We start from the raw sequence: 21346 nt of genomic DNA, 5'->3' as shown, positions 1-21346 counted from the left end.
TTACCCTCTTGCTTCATCACACCGTCGGGAAAATCAGATCGAGCGCCGACAGAGAATCCTCCCAGTCAGCGCGTTCGAAAATACCTTGCTGCAAAAACGCCTCCAGTTGTGGCCACAGCGCGATGGCTTTATCGAGCATCGGATCGCTGCCTTTGGCATAGGCGCCGACGCTGACGAGATCGCGGTTGCGCTGGAAGCTCGACAGCAACTGCTTGAAGTGACGCACTTTGGCGTAGTGTTGTTCCGTTATCAGCGCCGTCATCGCACGGCTGATCGACGCTTCAATGTCGATAGCGGGGTAGTGTCCGGCCTCCGCCAGACGTCGCGACAGCACAATGTGACCATCAAGGATGGCTCGCGCCGAGTCGGCAATCGGGTCCTGCTGATCGTCGCCTTCGGTCAGTACCGTATAAAAGGCGGTGATGGAACCGCCGCCGTGGATCCCGTTACCTGCGCGTTCAACCAGCGCCGGAAGTTTGGCGAAGACCGACGGCGGATAGCCTTTGGTGGCCGGTGGTTCACCGATCGCCAGCGCGATTTCACGCTGGGCCATGGCATAACGGGTCAGGGAATCCATGATCAGCAGCACGTGCTGACCGCGATCGCGGAAATCTTCGGCGATACGGGTGGCATAAGCGGCACCCTGCATGCGCAGTAAGGGCGACACGTCCGCCGGCGCGGCGATCACGACCGAACGCGCGCGTCCGTCGGCACCGAGAATGTTTTCGATGAAATCCTTCACTTCGCGGCCACGTTCGCCAATCAGTCCAACGACGATGACGTCGGCGCGGGTATAGCGCGCCATCATGCCAAGCAGCACGCTTTTCCCGACGCCGGAACCGGCGAACAGCCCCATACGCTGGCCGCGACCGACGGTTAACAGGGCGTTGATCGGGCGCACGCCGGTATCCAGCACATGCTCAATCGGCGTACGCTGCAACGGGTTAAACGGCTGGGTAATCAGCGCTCCGGTTTCCGTGGTGTCGGGGGAGGGAAGGCCGTCAAGCGGTTTGCCGCTGCCGTCGAGCACGCGACCTAACAGCGCCGGACCCAGCGGCAACTGTTTACCGCTTTGCAACCCTTCACCGGCGATGTTTTTGGCGTAGACACGCGCGCCGGGCAGAATGCCTTCGACCTCTTCGAGCGGCATCAGAAACAGGCGCTGACCGTTAAAGCCCACCACTTCACTTTCCACTTCGCGGGTTTCCGTTCCGTCCTGGCGTTCAATCACGCAGGTCGCGCCGAGCGGCAACTGCAACCCGGTGGCCTCCAGAACCAGGCCGGTGGCGCGGGTCAGTCGTCCGTAACGACGAACGGCCGGAAGCTGCGCCATTTTGGCTTCGAAATTATCCAGCGTCGTCAACCAGCGAGTCAGGCGTGAGGTCATCAGATCACTCCCGGCGCGGCCAGACGACACAGTTCTTGCCAGCGGGTCGCCACGCTGGCGTCGAGATCGCCTTCATCCGCAGAAACTTTGCAGCCGCCATGGTGCAGGGTCGGATCGCCACGCAAACGCCAGCCGTGCAGGCTGAGGGTGGCACCGAGCATCTCTTCAACGCGCTGTAAATCATCCGGATGGACGCGCAGCTGCGGTTTGCCGCTGAACAGGGGCTCCTGTTGTAAGAGCTGTTGGATCTGCTTGATTAAGGCGGAATTATCCACCGCGGGCGTCTGACCAATGACCTGACGCGCGGCTTCCAGCGCCATCTGCATCAGACGCGAAGCGATCACGCTGTCCAGCGCGTCCAGTGTGTGCTGGAATTCGCTGACCAGTTGTTGCATCCGCGCATGAAGCGGGGCCTGCTGGGTGCGCGCCTGCACCTGGCCCTGTTCAAGCCCTTGTGCCAACCCTTCCTGATAGCCTTGTTCATGACCGGACTTCCGTCCTTCCGCCAGTCCCGCGTTGTAACCTTGCTCGTGGGCCTGAATTTTCAGCTGGGCTAACTGTTGCTCAAGCTGTTGTTCCGCACTGATCTCGGGTTCGTCCTCTTCAGACGCGGGGTCATCGTCGTGCTCCATGGGCACAAATTCAGCCAGCGGCGACGCGAGATCGTCCGGGGTCCAGATTTTCCACGGCAGCTCGTTAGACATAAGTATCCTCGCCGCTGCCAATCATCATCTCGCCGGTCTCGGCCAGACGACGCACAATCAACAGAATGGCCTTCTGCTCGTTTTCCACTTGCGACAAACGCACCGGGCCACGGTTGGCGAGGTCGTCGCGCAGGATATCTGCCGCACGTTGCGACATATTGCGCAGGAACTTCTCGCGCAGCGGCTGTTCCGCGCCTTTCAGGGCGATCAGCAGCGACTCGGAATCCACTTCCTGCAGCAAACGCTGGATGCTGCGGTCGTCCACATCGACCAGGTTTTCGAACAGGAACATCTCGTCGATAATTTTTTGTGCCAGCTCGCCGTCGAATTCGCGCACAGCGGTAATAACCGCTTCTTCTTGCTGCGTTTTCATCAGGTTGATAATTTCTGCCGCCGTTCTCACGCCGCCCATTTTGCTGCGCTTGAGGTTCTGACCGTCGAGCAGGCCGTTGAGCACTTCGGTCAGTTCCGCCAGCGCGGCAGGCTGTACGCCGCCGAAGGTGGCGATACGCAGCATGACATCGTGACGCAGACGTTCGTCGAACAGCGCCAGGATATCCGCCGCCTGACCGCGTTTGAGGTGCACGAGGATGGTGGCGATAATCTGCGGGTGTTCGTCGCGGATAAGGTCGGCGGCGCTTTGCGGCTCCATAAAGTTGAGCGTTTCAATGCCGCTGGCGGTATCACGGGTTTCAAGAATATCTTCCAGCAGGCTGGAGGCTCGCTCTTCGCCCAGCGCCTTCACCAGTACCGAACGCAGATATTCGTTGGCATTGATGTTCAGGGCGGCGAACTGCTCGGCTTCCTGCTCAAACTCCGCCAGCACGTCGGTCAGCTGTTTGTTGGAGATCTGGCGGACGTTCGCCATGGCGGCGCTCAGGGTCTGCACTTCGCGCTGGGAGAGGTGTTTGAACACTTCCGCCGCGCGATCTTCGCCAATGGTCATCAACAGGATGACGCTTTTATCGGTACCGGAAAGAGCATTACTCATGATCGTTATTCATCCACTGGCGAATGACCAGCGCCACGACGCGCGGATCGTTATCTGACATTTCGCGAATGCGCTGGCTCATCACTTCGGCGCCCAGGCGCTGATTTGCCCGACGCTGCTGAGTCTGCTCATCTTTACTGAGGCGAACCTCAACGGCTTCTTCGGTCTCCTGACGGAGTTGCTCGCGTTCCTGCGCGGCTTTCGCCTCTTCAGCGCGACGGGTCAACTGCGGACGAATCGCTTTGCGCCACAGGATCCATGCCACCAACAGCACCAGCAACCAACGTCCGGCCGAGATCAACTGTTCGATAAACAACGGCTGTTTCCAGAACGGCAGTTCGCCAGCGTTGTCATCGGTAGCGCTGAACGGTGAGTTGACCACGTTCAGGGTATCGCCGCGCTTGTCCGAGAAGCCCATTGCTTCACGGGTCAAATCTTCAATCTGCTTCATTTGATCGGCAGTGAGCGGCAGCGGTTTGCCATCCGGCAACGTTTTGTAGTTCACGACCACGGCGACGGAGAGTCGCTGTATATCGCCGACGTTCATTTTTGTGTGGCGAATGGTGCGGTCAACTTCATAGTTGCTGGTTTCGTTGCGTTGGGTATTACGTGGACCAGCACTGGCGCTGGTGGCCGTCTGCTGCTGCGCGTTCTGTCCATTTTGTGCATTCTGCGCATTTTGCTGATTCGCTGGCGGCGTGGTGATCGGCGCCGTATTGGCTGGGGCAGGCTGGTTGGACAGCGCACCCGGTACGCCACCGGGCAGACCGGAGCCAATTTGCTCGCTTTCATTCAGTTGACGCGAACGCAGCACGGCCTGAGAGGCATCGCCGTTTGGCCGATACTGTTCTTCTGTCTGCTCTTTATTGGCGAAATCCAGCTGCGCGGTGACCTGCGCGTGGACATTCCCGTTACCGACAATCGGTGACAGGATCGATTCGATACGACGCTGGACACGGCCTTCCACGTCGCTGGCGTATTTCAGCTGTGCGTCGTTCAGATCGCGACTGCTGGTATTTGACTGCGTGAGCAGATGACCAGCCTGATCGACCAGCGTTACATTGCCCGGCGGCAGACCGGCTACCGCGCTGGAAACCAGATGGACGACCGCAGTGATTTGACCTTCATCCAGCGCACGCCCCGGTTCCAGATTGACGGTCACCGAGGCTGAAGGGGATTTCTGTTCACGCACGAACAGAGACGGCTTGGGCATTGCCAGATGTACGCGGGCGCGCTTAACCGGGCCAAGGGTTTCGATGGTGCGTGCCAGTTCGCCTTCCAGCGCACGCTGGTAGTTAACCTGCTCGCTAAACTGGCTGATGCCGAACTTTTCCTGATCCAACAGCTCAAAGCCCACCGCCCCCCCTTTCGGCAGTCCTTGTTGGGCAAGACGCAGGCGCAGTTCATGGACTTTGTCGGCTGGAACTTCAATCGCGCCACTGCCTTCCGAGAAGCGGTACGGGATGTTCATCTGGGTCAACTGGGTGACGATCGCGCCGCCATCCTGATCGGATAAATTGCTGAATAACGTACGATAATCAGGCGCTTTAGCCCACAACACCATCGCCACAATAATGGCGACGGCCGCAGAGCCTGCCACAATCAGAGGAATTTTGGGATTCGCACGCAGGCGATTAAGCCACTCGAGAGGTTTAGATTGGGTTGCAGCCGATGCAGTCGCGTTCATCTCGCACCTCGTGACTGCTCGTGGACGGCTTTATTTGCAAAGTGGAACAAGACTCACTCCCGGGTCAGCAAAATCGAAAAATTGACGGTCTCATTATTTGCGGTTTCGTTTTTTTCTATGCGGCAAAAACCGGGGTTTTTTATCGTTATTTAGCGCCTTTATCTTATTGACAAACTGGTAATCTCTGCTGCGTAGAAAACCATCCAGAGGATTATCATGTCAGCGATTCAGGGGATTGAAGGGGTTATCAGCCAGCTCCAGGCGACGGCGATGAGCGCCAGGGCGCAGGAGACACTGCCGCAACCGACCGTGAGTTTTGCCGGTCAATTACACGCGGCGCTGGACCGCATCAGCGATACGCAAACTGCTGCCCGCGTACAGGCGGAAAAATTCACGCTGGGTGAGCAGGGGATTGCGCTCAACGATGTGATGACCGATATGCAAAAAGCCTCAGTTTCCATGCAGATGGGAATTCAGGTGCGCAACAAACTGGTGTCGGCCTATCAGGAAGTGATGTCCATGCAGGTTTAGGTCATCTAACCTAATGATAATTATAATTAATAACCATTCGATCCAATCGCGTGTGGCATGGATGGGGCAAACTCACTCAATTTCTGGTTGAGGATGAGTACCTGGTCCTGGTTATTTTCAGCCATCCAGGATCCATACACCCGGTAAACCATTTGCGCATCGGTGTGGCCCATTTGCTTCGCGATGAAGTTTGGGTTGGCACCGGCAGCCAACGACCAGCATGCATACGTGTGTCTGGACTGGTATGCTCTGCGATAGCGAATCCCGGCGCGCCGCATTGCCGCCTCCCACGACTGGTTGATCGACCCCACTGCATAATGATGCCCGGCCCGGCCATTACGCGATACGATCTGCGGGTTGAACACGAAAGTGCATGGATGCACATCAGTACGACCATACTCGCGCAGTTTCACTTCAACCTGATATTGCTTGCCCAGCCTGGTCATTTCAGCTTGGTTTTTCAATACATTGATGGCTGGCTGAATTAGATTAATGATACGGTCCGTTCCGGCCTCTGTTTTGGGAAGGGTAAACTCCTTCGTCAAAGTATGGTTCCGGCGGATGATCATCGTTCCTGCTTTCAGGTCGATATCTTCCCATGCCAGCGACACAAGCTCACCATGTCGCACTCCGGTATAAACTGCCAGCGACCACATGTTTTTCAGCTGCTGGTGGGTGCATGCATTAATCATCCGGATGAACTCTTCTCGCGTTAACGGGTCAGGTTCAGTACGTGACCGTTTAAGCATGGAAATACCGTTAAACGGATTCGCCTTCACATAACCACTGTCCTCTGCGAAGTTAAACATGCCTGACATCGTTCTCATGTAATTGTTGACAGTTCTGACAGACCGGCCTTTTACTGGTGTCTTCTGTCCTGTCTTCAATACGTGATAACCGGTTAACAACTCCTTCCTGATAAACAGCAGGTCTTCCTGTGTCACCGCAGATACCAACTTATCACCGCCAATTCTCGGCACCATGTTGCGTGCTATCGATGAATAGCGCGACATCGCATTGGTGCTGATCTCCATGCGCTTCAATTCAAGCCATTTGTTCGCCAGTTCGAGTACTGTGATCTCCTTGCTCTCCACCCCAAACCTTTTCAGGTTCGGCGAGTCAGGGAACTGGGCGGCATAGTTGAAGTTTCCTGTCTTTATCGCGAAGCACACCGACGCTCGCAGCTCGCCAGCTACTTTTCTGTTTTTTGGTGTATCCGGCACGCCGAGGCTTTCACGCACCCGGCTGCCTTTATAGATGAACCATATGCGGAGCGTACCGCCATGATTCTCCACGCCTGTTGGGTATGCTGACTTAGCCATTATTCCCTCCTGACGTCCAAGAGCCCGCTAAGCATAAACGGATCTTCATTGGCGCGCACCCGGCTGTTTCTTTGACATGCTCTCAACCCACTGGTCGACAGCCTTACGGTTGTACATGCATTCGCTGTTTTTCTTCGGCACGCCGTCCGGTGAGACGTGAAGATATTCCCGTCCTACCATCCAGCATTTTTTTCGGGCCCGCTCGATAGTGCCCGGGCGAAGGCCGGTAATCTCGACGAGCTTTTCTTCGGTTACCCAGTCGTTGGGCACGATTAAGGTCATTTCGCTCATGGGTGTCTCCAGGCAAAAAGAATCCCGGCGCGGGGCCGGGCAAAATGGATCACGAGGTGGTGCTATCGCACCCAATAGCCAGCTCATAACTGGCTATCAGTTGCGTCATGGTTTGATGTGGAGGCGCGGCTCCCCGTCTTTCGGTTCCGGCCACTGGCGCGCCATATTCACCTTCAGCTTTTCTTCCAGCGCCGCGGTGATTTGCTCATCGGTGATACCGGCGCGCCGCTGTGCGTCCCATAGCAGGAACTGAATATCAGCCCATTCGCTGAGGTCGCCGGGATCGGCGGCAGCTTCCAGCGCTTCTTTCGAAAGGTGTTTCAGTGGTCCAATGGGGCCGACATTGCCGAAGGTCTTTTCTGACCATTCAGCGTGGCGCCGCCGGAGCAGATTTCTGGTGAACTGTGATTTCTTCGATTCGTAAGGTTTCACGCTCTCTCCTCATGCCGCGCGCTGGGCACGCAGCTTCTTCAGGTGTTCTGCTGTTTCGATTTCTTCGGCGATCTGCTCAGCCTGTGCTTTGGTCAGCGGTTCAAATTCGTGTTGAAAGCGGCCCATGCTGGCGATGCAGGTTCGGCCGTTGCGGATATAGTGGATGACCTCGTGCGTAGCGCGGAGGATTTTGCACGGCGCGCCGTGTGGATCGGCGTACCAGGTATTAGGCTGGATTATCCTGAACATTGGGCACCACCTTAAATTCGATTACCCAGACCCAGGGGTTGGAGTCGAAACTACCAGCGCCATTGGTCTTATCCCACCACGCTTTAAAGCCGTGCATTTCTGGACACAGACCCACCGGAACGCCAGCGATCGCATAATGCTCGGCATGGTTGAAGGCTCGTCCAGCTACGGTTTCGCAGTGTTCAAGCATGTCTCCAAGGTCATTCAGTAAGTCCGATTCATTGGCCGTCTGAAGTTTCTCGACCCGGATGCCGGTTATCTCCAGGGTAATTCGACTGGCGGCGCGAGGCATTACTGCGCCAGATTGTGGGCGCGTCCAGTCTCCCCACTCCGGATCACCATCGGCCCAATACCAGAAATCCGGTACTTCATGAGGCACTGCGGGATCGAAGAAGTTAAATGAGTCGAGCCGTGAAAATGACTCTCTGACGTAAATAACATCGCCAACTGCACCGAATGGACATGGATGCCAGTAATCGCACACGTGCTCCGCATCTTCGCTCCATGGCCACATGCTTCCGTCGTCGCGCTCTGCAATTTCAGTAGCCCGAGTCTGACGCCATTTGATAGGGCGCCGAACCTGCGTCATGCTGCCATCAAGCAAGGCGCGCACCTGATACTCATTAAAAATCATTCCGCGCTCTTTCACTGGATCCCCCTCTGCTTATTCCTCAATTCGATAACACTCTGGCACTCCGCGCACGTCTGGCAGCCGGGAACGGCAGCGCGCCGCGGCGCCGGGATGTCCTCTCCGCACTCCGCGCAATGCTCTGCTGATACGGCGTTGCGGTTTACTCGGTGAGCGGAAAGGGCAGCGTTACGCTGAAGCTCTTCAATCTCTGCTGCGGTATCGATGATGTCCATGGCTATTCCTCAGGAATATCTAAAGGTGAAAACTCAACAATTTCCCACTCCCATCCTGGCGCAAGCTCGCAGCGACCATATTCGCCGTACTGGCCTTTAAACAAGCTGGTTTCGATGGTGTAGGTTCCATCCTTTGGAAGACGTTCATCGCGGTTTTCAATAATTTCCTTTTCAATGGCTTGCAGGTCTTCAATGGTGCAGGACCCGCGGACTCCGCAAATAAATGGGTCGGTGAAATCATCCATTACTAATAAATCGATAATGACCTTGTTCATGGTCAATACTCCCGGAACTGTCGGTTAATTCGGTTGAAGGTAAACGCCAGCAATAAAAAAGGCCGCGATAGCGACCTGGTGATTAGTGCCCTCATGCTGCACCGCCTTCATTCTTCTCGGCTTCGACTGCCATCTGCTCAAGCCGTCGAGATAGCTCGGCGGCCAGCGCCTGGAATTCTTCTTCGGTCGCCACCGGGATCGGCACAAAGCGAATCCCGATGTGCGCCAGTTGGTTGGCAATTTCGAGGCTTTTCCTCAAATCAACGGGTGAGGCTCGGTTCATGCGGCGCGATCCTCTTCCTGGAAGATAATTTCAATTTCAAGCTTCTCGGCCAACGCATTCTCCGCTCTGGCACCAGCGGAGTGCTCCCAGCCTTCAAGCATGTAGATAGCATCAGCACAGCGAAGCATCGCCAGGCAGATGTCCATGTACTCGCCCTGGGTTAATCCATCTGGTAGACGGGCGGGATTCAGAACAATATGGCCTTTCGACCAGAGATGAAAATGCGCATGGTTAAAAGCGGCGCGGTTAAAATTAGGTAGGCCGCTCATGGGTCCGGCAATATAAACTTTCACGATTCCACTCCGAAGCGGCGATTAATCCTGCCTGTGTATACGACGAACTCCAGGAGGCTAACTCCCAGAGCTTCAATTTTCTTGTGATGCTTGTTGATGATGGGAGGCACCGTTTCGTTCCAGTTTGGCTTTGGCTTCTTGCGCATGGCCTGCTGGATTTCCTCGGTGCAGCGACGGCAGGCGGCGCGGATGGCGTTGTCTGTTTCAGATGTCATGACTTGCCCCCATGATTTGCAAATTCTCCATGGACTTGCTCGCGGAGTGCCCTGATTGCCACCTCGGCATCTGCAATTTCCTTGAAGTGTCCGGCAGTGAAATACTTGCCGTTAATAATCACCCTGGCGCGCCACCGCTTACGATGCTTATCCCAATTAACCCCTTTCACACCGCTCGTGTTATTACTGCGCAGTGGCATATTTAATTGATTAAGTTGGTGGGTGACTTCACGTAGGTTGCCGATGGAGTTGTTGAGCTTGTTATTGTCGATATGGTCAATCTCTTTGGGCCAAACCCCATAACAGAAGAACCAAGCCAGCCGATGGGCGAGATAGCACTTCTTGCCGCAAGCTATTCGCCAGTAACCCTTGTTGTGCATCCTGCCGATCGGGTTTCCACTTTTCCTTCCAAAGAACTGGCCGGTAAATTTGTTGTACGCAAGCCCGGGAAACTCGTCGTTATAAATAAGCTGATCAATACCTTCGGTCATGCAGCCTCCCGCCTAGCTAGTAGCTTTGTACCAAACTCCATCAACACATCTCGCTCAACCGTAGTGAACTCACAATGCGTGCGGGGGTATGGCCGCCAAATAATCAGGATGGATCCTTTGCTATTTCCCGATACTGGCTTACCGGTAACCGGGTTGATAAATGCCAGCCGCCCGGCGGTGATGAAGCGAACCTCGCTGGCGGTCTGGATAGCATCTTTGAACCAGCCAACCGATGTGTCTGCCGGTACCAGCATGACTGTCCCGATCTGATTGGCGCTCTCGGTGGCGGCCTTCTTTACGAACGGCATGATGTCGCTGTATGGAGGGTTCAGCCAGACGTATCCAGGAATGCTCAGGTAATCAGCCCATGGCGTTTCCAGCGTGTTCTGCTCGGCAGTGATGAACTTCCTGCATAGCGCGTTATGCGGCGCCGCGGCGGCATCCAACTGGAAGCAGAACTCAGCATCGAGGGAAGTGAATAGTGCTGGTGGAGTGCGCCATAGGTCACGCTGATCCGCTGGGGTGTTGCTGCCGGTGTAATCGGTCATACATCCTCCCGCTCCGGATCGTTAACATCCCAGCCATTGCGCTCAATATTGGTTTGCAGCCGCTTATCTCCGACCTCTTCGATACTCCGGCCGGTAATCTCTGCTACTTCTGCGTTGGTGTGGCGCCACAGGTATGAAATTTCTTCTGCTGTCCATTCAGGCATGACTTTTCCTCCTGACGTTCTGGTCAGAGATTGTAATTTGCTGCGTACGGAGTAGATGGAGCGCCCGGTTGCCGAGGCGACTTCTTCAGGAGTGAAACGGCTGAGAAGGAATAATTCGGCTTTGGTCCAGCGTCTGCCGGTCATCCTGCTGATAAGTGGTGCGCCGATACGTGATGCCTGGCGAGTTATTGCCGATTCGGAGCGCTCAAGCTTTTCTGCTATTTCTGAGAGGGGCATCTTTGTCCCAACCTCATGCAGGAAAAGATTTTCGAAGGGTTGCCAAAGTTCGCCCATCGCTACCTCCATTGCTCACCGAACGTGAATCCGATCTCCTCCAGCGCCTCATCCATCTTCTCGATGAACTCCGGAACCATTTCGTTGAAATCGGTCATGTACTGCGGATCCCGCTCAACGACGACATGGTGAATACCTTCTCGCTTCATGCGCGGGTCGTAGTTGGCAAAGAACCAGGCGTCTTTCCCGGTTACCCACATGCTGTATTGCACTTGGGCCATGTACTCTGACTTAATGGCTTCGAAGCCACCGAGACGGAATTTCATGAAGTCGCGGGAGGTGAACGGACATTTCAGCTCGAGGCCGAAATTGTTACTGCAAAGTCCGTCAGGGGAACACGCGGTGCGCATGCTCTCGTCACGGAACAGGATCGGAGACTCCGTAACTTTCACGTCAGTGGTGAACTCGAATAGGGTACGAGCATCTTCTTCGTACTGCTTTCCCCAGGCCAGTGCCTTTGCGTTAACCTCTGGCGCGACACCGGTGCATACCTCGGCGAGCAGGGTGTGGAAATAGGACATCTTCATGCCCGTCCATTTAGTGCCGGATCGCGGCTTGGAAATGACGTTATGAACTTCGGAGGCGGTGATGACCCCGAGGCGCAGCCGGTGCCATGCCTCGTCGCCTTGCTGGATAGTGGTTACGTCAATACCGGTCCGGGCCAGGATAATTTCTGGTGTCATGCTGCCGCCTTAGCCCTTTTCTGAAGGAAGCCAAACCCTTTCTGCGCCTCTTCCTCAGTGAGGTCTGAAGCCACAAGAATTGGTCGCTTGAAGATGTCGCTGCAGAGTGGGAGGAAGTCTTGCTCCCAATCTTTATCCAGGGTCGTTAAGAGATCGGTGATCGCCTGAAGCGTTTCTTCGCTTGCTGCTGGTGGAAGTGCTTCCGTTGTGCTGCGCGGCGTGACGTCACGGATATCAACGTCCAGTGATTTGCCTTCCATTTCTTCGGCGGTAGGCTGCTGTCCAATCTCAGGCCATGCCTTACGCAAAGCCTGGGCTTCCGCGCATTTCGCCAGCTGTCCGTATGGGCGCTTTTTCCACATCGCGTTCGGCGCCGTGGTGTCGCGTCCGCCGGTGGCGTAGTTCTCAATCCAGTATTCTTTGGCGCTGAACTCGACGATCTCTCCACTGGGCATGCGCTTGTAGACGGTGTATTTGCACCACTGAGGGAAGGTCACCTCGACACCAGTAAGCGTTTGAGTTACGTCGGGCCCGAACTCTGGTTCGCGGGCACCGGCATAATCGCCAGAACGGTCTGCCTGAATGCGGTAAAGCCCGATGCCAGGCATGACGACGTCTCGCCAGTCGCCTTTACCTGTTTTCGAGTCTTTGACGTACATCGGAACGAGGTGGACAGGTTTGAGCAACGGATCCAGCTGGCGGGCTCTGCAGTAGTCAAGCGCCATCATTACCGATTCGTCTTTGGCGCCAGGGTAGATGCTGTTCTTCAGCGCGCTCCAGGTGGAGACGTCGACGCCTATCTCCTGAAGCGACGTCGCTGTGATTGTTAATTCGTTTGCCATCGTTAATCCCCTCAAAAATTAAAACGGGCAGCCGGTACGGTGTTCCCAGTCGTATTCCGCCTGGGCGTAAGCAACTGCCGAAATGAAATCGTTGTAGGCCTCGCCAGCTTTATCGCTGCGAAGTCCTTCGTACGGGCTGGAGTCAATCGGGACCGTGAAGTGGAAGATGCCGGACGGCTCTTTTGGCATCATGTCGATAATTTGCTGCGCCCGGTCGTCGATCCACTTCTCTTTCTCGTCGTCGAGTTGCTGCTCGACCCAGCGCCGGTCTTCGATGCGGTCGTAAGTGAGGTATGCGTTCATGGTTTCCTCAGTAATGAATTTTCGCGCAGGGGATCAGGTCATCTTTCAGAGCGGTAAGCACTTCGATAGCCTGTTCGCGGGTTAAACTGGTATTACTGGTGAGCGCGTTAACGATGTTGGTTCCGACCGTCTTACGGTGCTTCACATCAGCTTCACGCTTTGCCTGTTCGTCTGCGATGCGCTTCTGCTCAGCCAGGCGAGCTTCTTCTGCCTGTTTTGCCTTCAGCCGCTCAGCTTCAACTGCTGCAGCTTTTTCACGCTCTGCCCGCGCTTCAGCTTCCTGCTTCTCACGTGCCGCACGCTGTTCAGCTTCGATGCGCTGACGTTCAGCCAGCTCTGCACGTGCTTTCTCTTCAGCTTCACGTCGTGCTGCGGCTTCAATCTCTGCTTTGTGCTTCGCTTCGGCATCGCGGATGGCCTGTTCTGCCGCTTCCTGCTTCAGTCGCTCTTCGTGTTCACGCTGAGCCTGTTCCGCCTGGCGGCGCTGCTCTTCGCGGTCACGGTCAAACTTTTCATTCATCAGCAGAGCCATTTCGTGGTCTGCTTCGATCTGCGCGGTACGCTGGCGGTCGAAATCTTCGTTCATCTCCAGCGCTTCAGCGTGCAGCGCGTTCATGGCTTCTTCAGCCTTAATGCGTTCCTGCTCGGCTTCCCATTCGGTTAGAGGGCGGCGGGTGGCATCACGTAGCTCGTCGCAAGCATCAACGAATCGCTTAATTTCTGCCTCTGCCGGACGCACAGCCTCTTTCAGGCGCTTAAGGTACTCACGGCCCGGCTTTTCGATTGCCGTCTTGCTGCGAGACACCTGCGCCGCCAGAGAGGCGACACGGTCGCGGCCTTTCTTCGTGGACAGGTCCGGCACTTCATTTACTGCCTGGCGGATTTGCTCGAGATAAGCATCAAGGCCGCCAGCTACGTACAGCACCGGAGCCTGATCCGTCTTGATTTCGATGACAGTTAAGTCCGTTACTTCGCTCATGGTTTCTCCTGAAATTTGGATGTGCAGATCCCGCCCGCAGAAAGCCAGGCCGATCGGTTGAATAGGGTGGTTAGTGACTAAGTCCGTGACCGCGACCGTCGAGATAAACCTCAACAAGCAGCTCTTTGGTGTAGGTGCGCTCACAACCGCGGTGAAGGTAGAGTTTGCCGCGGGCATTTGCTGACGCGGTCCACATTCCGTCTTTGTGTTTTACCAGCATTCCTGGCTGAACGGCGCCGCGGTTAACTTCAAACACTCCGTAATGGTGCATCATGTTTCACCTCAACCTGTTCCAGGAGACCAGCGATATGCATCTGCCAGCGGTTAAGCGTCAGCTTTTCTCGCGGCGCCGATACCGACGTCAGCTGCCACTCGTTATCGTTGAGCTTTTTGGCGGTGTACTGCTTTCCGTTGTGGGTGACTGTCTGGTTATTCATCTTCAGCCTCGATAAATTCACCATCTTCATCCAGTTGATACCAGGTATCAGGCTTAATTCCATTCTCACCAACCTTGCTGGATCGGATATGAATTAACACGCCATCTTCATTGCGATAGCAGAGCACAATTGCACCGTTTTCAGATGCTCGCGCTTTACCTTCAATGCCTAATGATGCAGCTACGGATTGTGATCCTGACACCTCTGCCGCCGACCGGTAGCCAGTGTTGGTTGCCGCTGACTGGTAGCCAGTGTTGGTTGCCGCCGACCAGTCGCCAGTGTTGGTTGCCGCTGACTGGTAGCCAGTGTTGGTTGCCGCTGACCGGTTGCCAGTGTTGGTTGCCGCTGACTGGTAGCCAGTGTTGGTTGCCGCTGACCGGTTGCCAGTGTTGGTTGCCGCTGACTGGTAGCCAGTGTTGGTTGCCGCTGACTGGTAGCCAGTGTTGGTTGCCGCCGACCAGTCGCCAGTGTTGGTTGCCGCCGACCGGTAGCCAGTGTTGGTTGCCGCTGACTGGTAGCCAGTGTTGGTTGCCGCCGACCAGTCGCCAGTGTTGGTTGCCGCCGACCGGTAGCCAGTGTTGGTTGCCGCCGACCGGTCGCCAGTCATGATCTGTTGCTCAAGAGACTTATCAATCTTGCTCCAAATCCAGTCGATGCCGCGCTGAATGAACTGAGGGAGAGTTAGTTCTGCTTTAATGGTGATGCTGGCGCTGGCGATTTTGGTATCACCATCTTCTTCACGGTCAGTTACACCAAAAGAGATTGTTTCGGCGTAGCGGCTGTCTGCTGGCGGATAATAACCGAAAACATCGAAAGGGCATTCACAGGCATGAAAACCAGAACCGCAAGCCTCAACCTTTCCTTCGTGGTGGTAAGTTTTGCCGATCGCAAACTGGTAATCCCGGCACTGCAAATCTTTGTTAAAACCTTTGTAGGTAACGATAGTTTTCTGCGTCATGTGATTTCCTTTGTGATGCGCCTAAGGCCGCGCCGCCGAACGTTAATAATGGGGTTGCGCAATATCTGGCGGTGGATGGCCGCCGTCTCATAACTGAGTCGCCTACTTGAAGCGACTGAGGTATGAGCAATAAAAAACCCGCCGGAGCGGGTTATTCGCCTTCTTCACCGAGTAGCTGGCTTAGCTGCTCTGGCGTTGGCTTTTTCCAGTTAAGGATTTGCCCGGTCTCGATATCGATATCAAGCTCCAGATAATCACCGTAATGCGTGCCAGGGAAGCAGTCAGGAACATATTCATCCTCGATGCTTCGCACCGTGTTGCCATCCGAATCAATAACTTCGGCGGTGAATCTGTCGCACACCTTGATGCAGGTCTTAATGCGCTTTACATCGACATCAACCTTCACGCCCATCTCTGTTTTCATACCCTTACCCTCTGTCGTTACCCGCTGATGCGGGAGAAATGCTTTGGTGGTGAGCACAGCCGGGCGACTAACTCCGGTCGCGTACTCATTGCCAAGCGCCTTCGCCGAGAAGGTTTGCTTCTGCACTCACCCCAAAACATTCCAGTTACGCACCATTGCCGCTCTCCCTGAGCCCGCCGGGCGTCCGACGCATGGTTTACTGTCGCGCCGTTCGACTTACCGAATCTCCACTCCGCCGCTGGCTAACTTCGCTCAGCTGTCGATGTTTCGTTTTGATGGGGTAAATTTAGCGTGATGCTAAATTATGCGCAATAGCAAAATGCTAAATTATTGGCGGGTTTTATTTAGCGTATTGATTAATAAGCGATTAAATTTTACAGCGTAGGAATTCGGGACGTAAAAAAGCCCGCGCGATGGCGGGCTTGAGGGGTTTTGCGTGTGGTTATGGGATGTTTAGTATTTTGGCATCAACCACAACGCCAATAATTTTGCAGTTTCCATTAACTTCTAGCATTGGATATGCGGGGTTAAGTGGCTTAAGGAAGCGTCTGCCGGCATCGATTACAAGCTTCTTAAAGGTCGCTTCGTTATCGCCTTCTAGCTTCGCGACAACCAGCTTTCCGTTGCGCGGCTCGACTTCAGGATCAACAAGTATCGCTGCTCCCTCTGGTATGCTCAGTCCGGCCGGGGAGGTCATAGAATCCCCTTTAACGTCCAGCCAGAATGAATCTTCTGAACAGTCAACGGTCGTGTCATACCAGCGATCTATCGCTCTTCGGTGATAAGGTTCTACAGCTTCCATCCATTGCCCCGCGCTTACCCAGCTGATTACAGGATAACTTCCTTTTATCTCGTTAAGTCCTCGAAATGCAACGTTCGAAGGTTCTTCACTGGCGTGTAAAACATCCATCCAGCCAAAAGGCAGATCAAGCGCAGTTTCAATTTTGCGAGCCATCTTATCGCCGATATTGCGATGAGGGTTTGGTCCCAGTAGCTGGCTAAGCGCAGCCGGACTTGTCTCGATGAGCTCGGCGAACTGCGCCTTAGTCATTCCAGACTCATGCTGGCGCTTCTCATATAGCGCTTCCAGGTTGGCTTTTCTGATTTCTTTATTTTCCATCCCTGCATTGTTACTGCTTTTAGCAAAATGATAAATGTGCAAATTGCTAAATGATGCTTGCGTAGTATTTAGCATAACGCTAAACTCCAAATCAAACGACTCACCCGGAGACACCAATGAGCACAGAACTACACCGCTGGCGCAAGGCCGCCACTACCGACGAATGGGCGCAGCTCGCAAAGTTGGCTAACACGACGCCTGGTTACCTGGACCAGATCGCTTACGGAAATCGTCGGGCATCTCCAGAAATGGCATCTGCTATCGAGAAAGGCACGAAGAATTTTCACCGCCAGGCCCCGGTCCTCAAAGAAAGCCTGGTATTCGCATCGCCGCGTGATACTGCGGCCTAACCACGAAAGGGAAAGCAATGCATTCACTTGCGTATCAACACAATACCGGAATACACCCGGGAGCGATGATAAACCGCGCTCAAGCAAAAGCGGCGCCAGACCACGAAAAGATCCGCGATGCGGTCCGGGCGTGGTCGTCGGCGCTGGACAATCAGGACGTCGTTTCGGCTCTGATCATCAGCGAATACCGGGAGCAGGGCGGGACCGCAATCAGCTTCCCGGAGGACATCAGCCGGGCGCGGCAGAAGCTGTTTCGCTTCCTGGATAACCGGTTTGATTCGGAGCAGTACCGCGAGAACGTTCGCCAACTGACACCGGCAATCCTGGCCGTGCTGCCGCTGGAATTTCGCAACCGTCTGGCACCACAGAACGACACGATGTCGCTGATCGCATCCGCGATGAAAGAGTGTGCTGAAGCTAAACAGGCCGTGCTGCTGGACGCTCCAGAGCATCAGAAGCTGAAAGAGGTAAGCGAGGGTATAGCGTCGCTGTTCCGCCTCATGCCGGAGCAGGTAGGCCCGCTGATGACGATGGTGACGTCGATGATGGGGGTTATGTGAGAACTACAGAAATGGCGAAAGCCGCGGTGCTCGAACACCAACGGCTTTCAGGTGCAATTACGGCAGTAATTACGAGGTCATTATGACAAAGAGTAATCCAAAACACCAGGCACGGGAGTCATAGCTATGTCGAACGTCGCCTATGCAAACTTTGCGGCGCATTCTGCCGTCAGGAGCAACCGGATGGAGAACCAGAAAACCGGATTCATCCCGTTGTACCGGAGTGTTCTGAAGCAAACCTGGTCGAAGGACGTCTTCCTGCGCACGCTGTGGGAAAACCTGCTGCTGTCTGCCGCCCGCCAGCCTTACACAGCAAACTTCAAGGGGCGCCAATGGCCGCTGCAAACCGGACAACTGGTCACCACCTCAGCCGATCTCGGGCTGAATTTATGCGACAGGGAAGGGAAGCCATGCAGTCGCCACGCAGTCGACAGAATGCTCGATGTTTTCGAGCGTGAAGGGATGATTTCTCGCTCCGGAGAGAAGCGCAAGGGCTCTGTGATAACCATCACAAATTACGCTGAGTATGCTCAAAAAATGGACAATTTACCCGAGCGTTTCACCGCGCATATCTCCGCGCTTAATGCCGAGCATGGCGAAGCCAGTAATTGCGCGGATTCGGAAGGTGATGCCGCGCATAACGGCGAGCATTTATCCGAGCGTTTCACCGAGAATCATGAACAACAATGTAATAACAACAATAAAAACATTAAAAGATCTTCGTCCGAGAATTCTGGCGAATCCTCTGACGCACGTCTGAGGAAATTTTTATCAGCTCATCCTGACGCTGAGGTCTACACGCCATCCGGTGCGAAGTGGGGATCGGCTGAAGACCTAAAAACCGCCCAGTGGATTTCCACCAGGGTGAAGCTGATTAACCCAACCTGCAAAGCCCCGGACATGACCTCCTGGTCTAACACCGTTCGCCTGATGCGCCAGATAGACAACCGGTCGCACCAGGACATCTGCGCGCTGTACGACTGGGCCAGCAAGCACCACTTCTGGCAGACCAACATCCTGAGCCCGGAAAGCCTGCGTAAGCAGTGGGACAAGCTGACGATGCAGCGCAGCGCTGGTGGTGAGCAGCGAGGCGGAAAGCCGGATCTGGACTTCAACAACACTGACTGGGCCTATGGGGTGATGCGATGAAATCTCTTGCAGAGCAGATGCACGATTTCGACCGCGAGCAGATGAGCCGCGTCGCCAACAACCTGCCTGAGCAGTACCAGGAGCGCGCACCGGTCGAGCAGGTGGCCCAGGTATTCAATGGCCTGTTCAACCAACTTCGCGCCGCGTTCCCGGCCAGCATGGCGAACTTCCGCACTCAGGATGACCTGAATGAATTCCGCCGTCAGTGGCTTCTGGCGTTTCAGGAGAACGGGATCCACTCAATGGCTCAGGTCGATGCCGGTATGCGCGTCGCCCGTCGTCAGGAGCGGCCATTCTTGCCGTCGCCGGGACAGTTCGTCGCCTGGTGTAAACAGAGCGGTGGGGTGCTAGGAATCAACGTTGACCAGGTGATTGCCGAATACTGGGACTGGCGAAACCGTTCTTTCGAGTTCACCTCCAGCGAGCAATTCCCCTGGTCTCAGCCGGTCATGTATCACATCTGCGTCGAACTGCGCCACCGCAGCACAGAGCGCCAGTTGACGCATGGTGAGCTGGCGCGCGAGGCTGGCGATCTGCTGGACATGTGGGAGAAGCGTGTCACTGAGGGTAAGCCGGTTCCGCCGGTACGCCGGGCAATCGCCGCGCCGGCAGCAGACCGAGGGCCGACTCCAGCAGAACTGTTGATGGCTAAGTACAAACGCAACAAAGCGAACGGGATGGTGTGAGATGGACAGCATAAAACAACGCATCGTCAGCTACGTGAAAGCCAATCAGCCTGTCAGCGTAGCAGACATGATCCGCGATTTGAGTATCGGTCGTTCCCGTTACTACGAGGAAGCCAAAGCTCTGAGAAGACTTGGCATGTTGCGGAGCGTATCCGGCATCGGTGTATTCGCCAGTGAAGAAGACCATCAGACCTGGCTAGAACACGGTGGCAGGGAAGCGATTTCCCGTCGCGCAGTCGAGGCTAATGCAGTTGGTCAGCAGGTCAAAGGTATCGCGAAAGCACCGGCTGACAAAGACGATCCGAAGATGTTCATGCCCTACAACCCGGATAAAAACGGAGTAGTGGCTGAGTTCATGAAAAGCGAAGCGCATCAGCGCCTGATGATGGTTTACGGGAGGGTAGGGGTATGAGCGTGACACGTTATGATGTAAATGGGCCATCATCGGTATTTGAAGATGTAAACGGTAGCCTTGTTGATTTCAAAGACTACGCCGCACTTGAAGCCAAACGCGCAGCGCTGGCTGCGGAATTGAAGCAAAGCAAGATTGACGCCGACTGCTACAAGAAGGGCATGGAAGCGTCAAATGCGCGATTGGTGCAACTGGCTGCGGAGAATGCGCATATGCAGCAGGTAATCGGCGATGTGCAAACGCTCTACTACGAATCAGACGGTATTGTTGGCTATCACCTGAACGGTGACATTGCTAAGTGGGATGACGTGATGCCTGATTTATGGGCAGAAACCCCGGCGACCGACGCTTTCCTGGCTGAATTGCGGGCCGCCGCAGTAGATGAAGTTTGCCTGAAAATTAGCAATGCAATTGTTAATTGCTATCAGGACGAACAGGTCGACCTTGATGCAGCGGCAACTATTTGCGGTGACTTCGCCGCCCAGATTCGCAAAGGAGTGCAGTCATGAGCGAAATATCAAGCTACCCGGCAGTGCAGCAGATTAACTTCTACATCAACGATGCGTCTCCTGAATTGTTATTTGAGCGCAGGGTTTATTTAGAAAATTACCTACTCCCATGCTGGAAAGGAAGGCTGGCAGAAATGCAGTCATGGAGCGAATGCACAGACGCTGATTTAAAACTTCTCGCTGCATACCAAAGAGGCGTTGATTATCTGACGGATGCGTTAAAACAGGAGTCCGCCCAATGAGCAACATCGACAAGCAGGCGCTGCGTGAAGCGGCAGATGCAGCAAACGAAACCTCATGGGGCCGTTGGGAATCATATCACCCACACAAAGGCGCGCGCGGCTACGAGGTCAAGGTCGGGGTAAAAGCAATCGCCCAGCACTGCCTCAAGGTTGATTCAGTATTCATCGCCCTGGCCAATCCCGCCACCGTGCTGGCGCTACTGGATGAGCTGGAAGCCGCAGAGAAGCGCATAGCAGAACTGGAGGGTCGTGAAATCAATTTGCCGCCGTACACGTATTTCGATTTTAAACAGGGTTCACCGTTCAGTCCTGGTGTGTATTGTCGTCTGGACGCGGTTAACGCGGAATTATCAAAACTCGGAATCAAATTCCGCGCCGCTGGCATCGGTAAGGGGGAGTGATGGGAAAGGTAACAACAAAACGTGTCGTTTCCGAATTAAATCCAAACGACGTTATTTGCGTCTTTGGAGACTGGTTCAGGGTTCGCTATTTGAATTACCTGGGTGGGAATACAACAGTCCAGCTTCAGCGCGAAACTGACAAATTATCCCCATTTCATGACTCTACGTGCATGAGCTTTACTGTGAATTCAGACCTTACTGTATGGATAGAAGTTGAGGTGAAACCATGACCACTATTACCAAAGAAAGAGTTGCAGAAATCATTCACGC

At 54.8% G+C, this 21346-nt stretch carries 34 protein-coding genes and 1 pseudogene; 9 read left to right on the top strand and 26 right to left on the bottom strand.

Annotation, left to right across the window (positions count from 1 at the left end; all coding sequences use genetic code 11):
- Window positions 1-16: 16 nt before the first annotated feature.
- The 4 genes from fliI to fliF are packed head-to-tail and all read right to left on the bottom strand — an operon-like array spanning window position 17 to window position 4769.
- Window positions 17-1387, bottom strand: coding sequence for a flagellar protein export ATPase FliI (gene fliI / locus C2U53_RS25545; RefSeq protein ID WP_043000288.1), 1371 nt, complete (start codon window positions 1385-1387; stop codon window positions 17-19).
- Window positions 1387-2091, bottom strand: coding sequence for a flagellar assembly protein FliH (gene fliH / locus C2U53_RS25540; RefSeq protein WP_104446664.1), 705 nt, complete (start codon window positions 2089-2091; stop codon window positions 1387-1389). Before fliH ends, fliI begins: the two co-directional genes overlap by 1 nt.
- Window positions 2084-3082, bottom strand: coding sequence for a flagellar motor switch protein FliG (gene fliG / locus C2U53_RS25535; RefSeq protein ID WP_042318283.1), 999 nt, complete (start codon window positions 3080-3082; stop codon window positions 2084-2086). Before fliG ends, fliH begins: the two co-directional genes overlap by 8 nt.
- Window positions 3075-4769, bottom strand: coding sequence for a flagellar basal-body MS-ring/collar protein FliF (gene fliF / locus C2U53_RS25530; protein ID WP_043000290.1), 1695 nt, complete (start codon window positions 4767-4769; stop codon window positions 3075-3077). The genes fliG and fliF overlap by 8 nt, the downstream gene beginning before the upstream one ends.
- A gap of 216 nt (window positions 4770-4985) precedes the next feature.
- Here fliF and fliE point away from each other — a divergent pair, with 216 nt between their 5' ends.
- Entirely contained in the window at window positions 4986-5300 is a 315-nt protein-coding gene (fliE, locus tag C2U53_RS25525; protein ID WP_104446663.1) for a flagellar hook-basal body complex protein FliE, read from the top strand.
- Window positions 5301-5326: 26 nt separating this feature from the next.
- On the opposite strand, the gene C2U53_RS25520 is transcribed toward fliE, so the two are convergent.
- From C2U53_RS25520 to C2U53_RS25415, 22 genes and pseudogenes are all read right to left on the bottom strand, one after another.
- Window positions 5327-6622, bottom strand: coding sequence for a site-specific integrase (locus tag C2U53_RS25520; protein WP_104446662.1), 1296 nt, complete (start codon window positions 6620-6622; stop codon window positions 5327-5329).
- Between the two features lie 45 nt (window positions 6623-6667).
- Window positions 6668-6913, bottom strand: a complete 246-nt coding sequence (locus tag C2U53_RS25515; RefSeq protein WP_014070846.1) for an excisionase family protein — start codon at window positions 6911-6913, stop codon at window positions 6668-6670.
- A 111-nt stretch (window positions 6914-7024) separates the two neighbouring features.
- Window positions 7025-7297: pseudogene (locus tag C2U53_RS25510) on the bottom strand (DUF550 domain-containing protein); the annotation flags it as partial.
- A gap of 57 nt (window positions 7298-7354) precedes the next feature.
- Complete coding sequence (locus C2U53_RS25505; protein WP_046401526.1) at window positions 7355-7594, bottom strand: DUF4222 domain-containing protein; 240 nt, start codon at window positions 7592-7594, stop codon at window positions 7355-7357.
- On the bottom strand, window positions 7572-8243 hold the full coding sequence (locus C2U53_RS25500) for a hypothetical protein (protein ID WP_046401527.1): 672 nt from the start codon (window positions 8241-8243) through the stop codon (window positions 7572-7574). The genes C2U53_RS25505 and C2U53_RS25500 overlap by 23 nt, the downstream gene beginning before the upstream one ends.
- Window positions 8240-8458 carry a TraR/DksA family transcriptional regulator gene (locus C2U53_RS25495; RefSeq protein WP_046401528.1) on the bottom strand — a complete coding sequence of 73 codons (219 nt, stop codon included), beginning with the start codon at window positions 8456-8458 and terminating at the stop codon, window positions 8240-8242. The genes C2U53_RS25500 and C2U53_RS25495 overlap by 4 nt, the downstream gene beginning before the upstream one ends.
- A gap of 2 nt (window positions 8459-8460) precedes the next feature.
- Entirely contained in the window at window positions 8461-8733 is a 273-nt protein-coding gene (locus C2U53_RS25490) for a hypothetical protein (RefSeq protein ID WP_046401529.1), read from the bottom strand.
- 91 nt (window positions 8734-8824) lie between these two features.
- The gene (locus tag C2U53_RS25485; protein ID WP_048248459.1) at window positions 8825-9016 is read right to left on the bottom strand and encodes a DUF1382 family protein; all 192 of its coding nucleotides are present in this window, start codon (window positions 9014-9016) and stop codon (window positions 8825-8827) included.
- Entirely contained in the window at window positions 9013-9309 is a 297-nt protein-coding gene (locus tag C2U53_RS25480) for a DUF4406 domain-containing protein (RefSeq protein ID WP_104446661.1), read from the bottom strand. Before C2U53_RS25480 ends, C2U53_RS25485 begins: the two co-directional genes overlap by 4 nt.
- The gene (locus C2U53_RS25475) at window positions 9306-9524 is read right to left on the bottom strand and encodes a hypothetical protein (protein WP_104446660.1); all 219 of its coding nucleotides are present in this window, start codon (window positions 9522-9524) and stop codon (window positions 9306-9308) included. The genes C2U53_RS25480 and C2U53_RS25475 overlap by 4 nt, the downstream gene beginning before the upstream one ends.
- A complete protein-coding gene (locus C2U53_RS25470) occupies window positions 9521-10015 on the bottom strand; it encodes an HNH endonuclease (RefSeq protein WP_049108575.1) in 495 nt (164 codons plus the stop codon). The genes C2U53_RS25475 and C2U53_RS25470 overlap by 4 nt, the downstream gene beginning before the upstream one ends.
- Complete coding sequence (locus C2U53_RS25465; RefSeq protein ID WP_104446659.1) at window positions 10012-10563, bottom strand: phage N-6-adenine-methyltransferase; 552 nt, start codon at window positions 10561-10563, stop codon at window positions 10012-10014. Before C2U53_RS25465 ends, C2U53_RS25470 begins: the two co-directional genes overlap by 4 nt.
- Window positions 10560-11021, bottom strand: coding sequence for a hypothetical protein (locus C2U53_RS30510; RefSeq protein ID WP_246876171.1), 462 nt, complete (start codon window positions 11019-11021; stop codon window positions 10560-10562). Before C2U53_RS30510 ends, C2U53_RS25465 begins: the two co-directional genes overlap by 4 nt.
- 2 nt (window positions 11022-11023) lie before the next feature.
- Entirely contained in the window at window positions 11024-11704 is a 681-nt protein-coding gene (locus C2U53_RS25455) for a lambda exonuclease family protein (protein WP_104446658.1), read from the bottom strand.
- The gene (gene bet / locus C2U53_RS25450) at window positions 11701-12546 is read right to left on the bottom strand and encodes a phage recombination protein Bet (RefSeq protein WP_104446657.1); all 846 of its coding nucleotides are present in this window, start codon (window positions 12544-12546) and stop codon (window positions 11701-11703) included. The genes C2U53_RS25455 and bet overlap by 4 nt, the downstream gene beginning before the upstream one ends.
- A gap of 18 nt (window positions 12547-12564) precedes the next feature.
- Complete coding sequence (gene gamL / locus C2U53_RS25445) at window positions 12565-12849, bottom strand: host nuclease inhibitor GamL (protein WP_104446656.1); 285 nt, start codon at window positions 12847-12849, stop codon at window positions 12565-12567.
- A 7-nt stretch (window positions 12850-12856) separates the two neighbouring features.
- A complete protein-coding gene (locus C2U53_RS25440; RefSeq protein ID WP_104446655.1) occupies window positions 12857-13828 on the bottom strand; it encodes a hypothetical protein in 972 nt (323 codons plus the stop codon).
- Between the two features lie 70 nt (window positions 13829-13898).
- The gene (locus C2U53_RS25435; RefSeq protein WP_064441788.1) at window positions 13899-14102 is read right to left on the bottom strand and encodes a hypothetical protein; all 204 of its coding nucleotides are present in this window, start codon (window positions 14100-14102) and stop codon (window positions 13899-13901) included.
- On the bottom strand, window positions 14077-14265 hold the full coding sequence (locus tag C2U53_RS25430; protein WP_104446654.1) for a hypothetical protein: 189 nt from the start codon (window positions 14263-14265) through the stop codon (window positions 14077-14079). Before C2U53_RS25430 ends, C2U53_RS25435 begins: the two co-directional genes overlap by 26 nt.
- A complete protein-coding gene (locus C2U53_RS25425) occupies window positions 14258-15223 on the bottom strand; it encodes a hypothetical protein (RefSeq protein ID WP_104446653.1) in 966 nt (321 codons plus the stop codon). Before C2U53_RS25425 ends, C2U53_RS25430 begins: the two co-directional genes overlap by 8 nt.
- Window positions 15224-15374: 151 nt before the next feature.
- Entirely contained in the window at window positions 15375-15773 is a 399-nt protein-coding gene (locus tag C2U53_RS25420) for a hypothetical protein (protein ID WP_210437017.1), read from the bottom strand.
- A gap of 316 nt (window positions 15774-16089) precedes the next feature.
- Window positions 16090-16842, bottom strand: coding sequence for a LexA family transcriptional regulator (locus C2U53_RS25415; protein WP_104446921.1), 753 nt, complete (start codon window positions 16840-16842; stop codon window positions 16090-16092).
- A gap of 41 nt (window positions 16843-16883) precedes the next feature.
- On the opposite strand from C2U53_RS25415, the gene C2U53_RS25410 reads away from it, so the two are divergent.
- The 8 genes from C2U53_RS25410 (at window position 16884) to C2U53_RS25375 (ending at window position 21076) form a co-directional block, all read left to right on the top strand.
- Window positions 16884-17117, top strand: coding sequence for a hypothetical protein (locus tag C2U53_RS25410; protein ID WP_000102594.1), 234 nt, complete (start codon window positions 16884-16886; stop codon window positions 17115-17117).
- Between the two features lie 17 nt (window positions 17118-17134).
- Entirely contained in the window at window positions 17135-17677 is a 543-nt protein-coding gene (locus C2U53_RS25405; RefSeq protein WP_104446652.1) for a toxin YdaT domain-containing protein, read from the top strand.
- Between the two features lie 183 nt (window positions 17678-17860).
- A complete protein-coding gene (locus C2U53_RS25400) occupies window positions 17861-18826 on the top strand; it encodes a replication protein (protein WP_104446651.1) in 966 nt (321 codons plus the stop codon).
- Entirely contained in the window at window positions 18823-19512 is a 690-nt protein-coding gene (locus tag C2U53_RS25395) for a replication protein P (RefSeq protein WP_104446650.1), read from the top strand. Before C2U53_RS25400 ends, C2U53_RS25395 begins: the two co-directional genes overlap by 4 nt.
- A 1-nt stretch (window position 19513) precedes the next feature.
- Window positions 19514-19924 (top strand): hypothetical protein, encoded by a 411-nt coding sequence (locus C2U53_RS25390; protein WP_104446649.1) that lies wholly within the window; start codon window positions 19514-19516, stop codon window positions 19922-19924.
- Window positions 19921-20433 (top strand): hypothetical protein, encoded by a 513-nt coding sequence (locus C2U53_RS30135; protein WP_210437016.1) that lies wholly within the window; start codon window positions 19921-19923, stop codon window positions 20431-20433. Before C2U53_RS25390 ends, C2U53_RS30135 begins: the two co-directional genes overlap by 4 nt.
- On the top strand, window positions 20430-20675 hold the full coding sequence (locus C2U53_RS25380) for a hypothetical protein (RefSeq protein ID WP_044253013.1): 246 nt from the start codon (window positions 20430-20432) through the stop codon (window positions 20673-20675). Before C2U53_RS30135 ends, C2U53_RS25380 begins: the two co-directional genes overlap by 4 nt.
- Window positions 20672-21076: an ead/Ea22-like family protein gene (locus C2U53_RS25375; protein ID WP_104446648.1), complete on the top strand. Its 405-nt coding sequence runs from the start codon at window positions 20672-20674 to the stop codon at window positions 21074-21076. The genes C2U53_RS25380 and C2U53_RS25375 overlap by 4 nt, the downstream gene beginning before the upstream one ends.
- The last annotated feature ends 270 nt before the right edge of the window (window positions 21077-21346 follow it).

Origin of the sequence: Citrobacter sp. CFNIH10, assembly GCF_002934585.1 — a bacterium.
Taxonomy (GTDB): Bacteria; Pseudomonadota; Gammaproteobacteria; order Enterobacterales; family Enterobacteriaceae; genus Citrobacter_A; species Citrobacter_A amalonaticus.
Note: the sequence above shows the minus strand (reverse complement) of the source record. Positions and strands in the feature narration are given on the sequence as shown.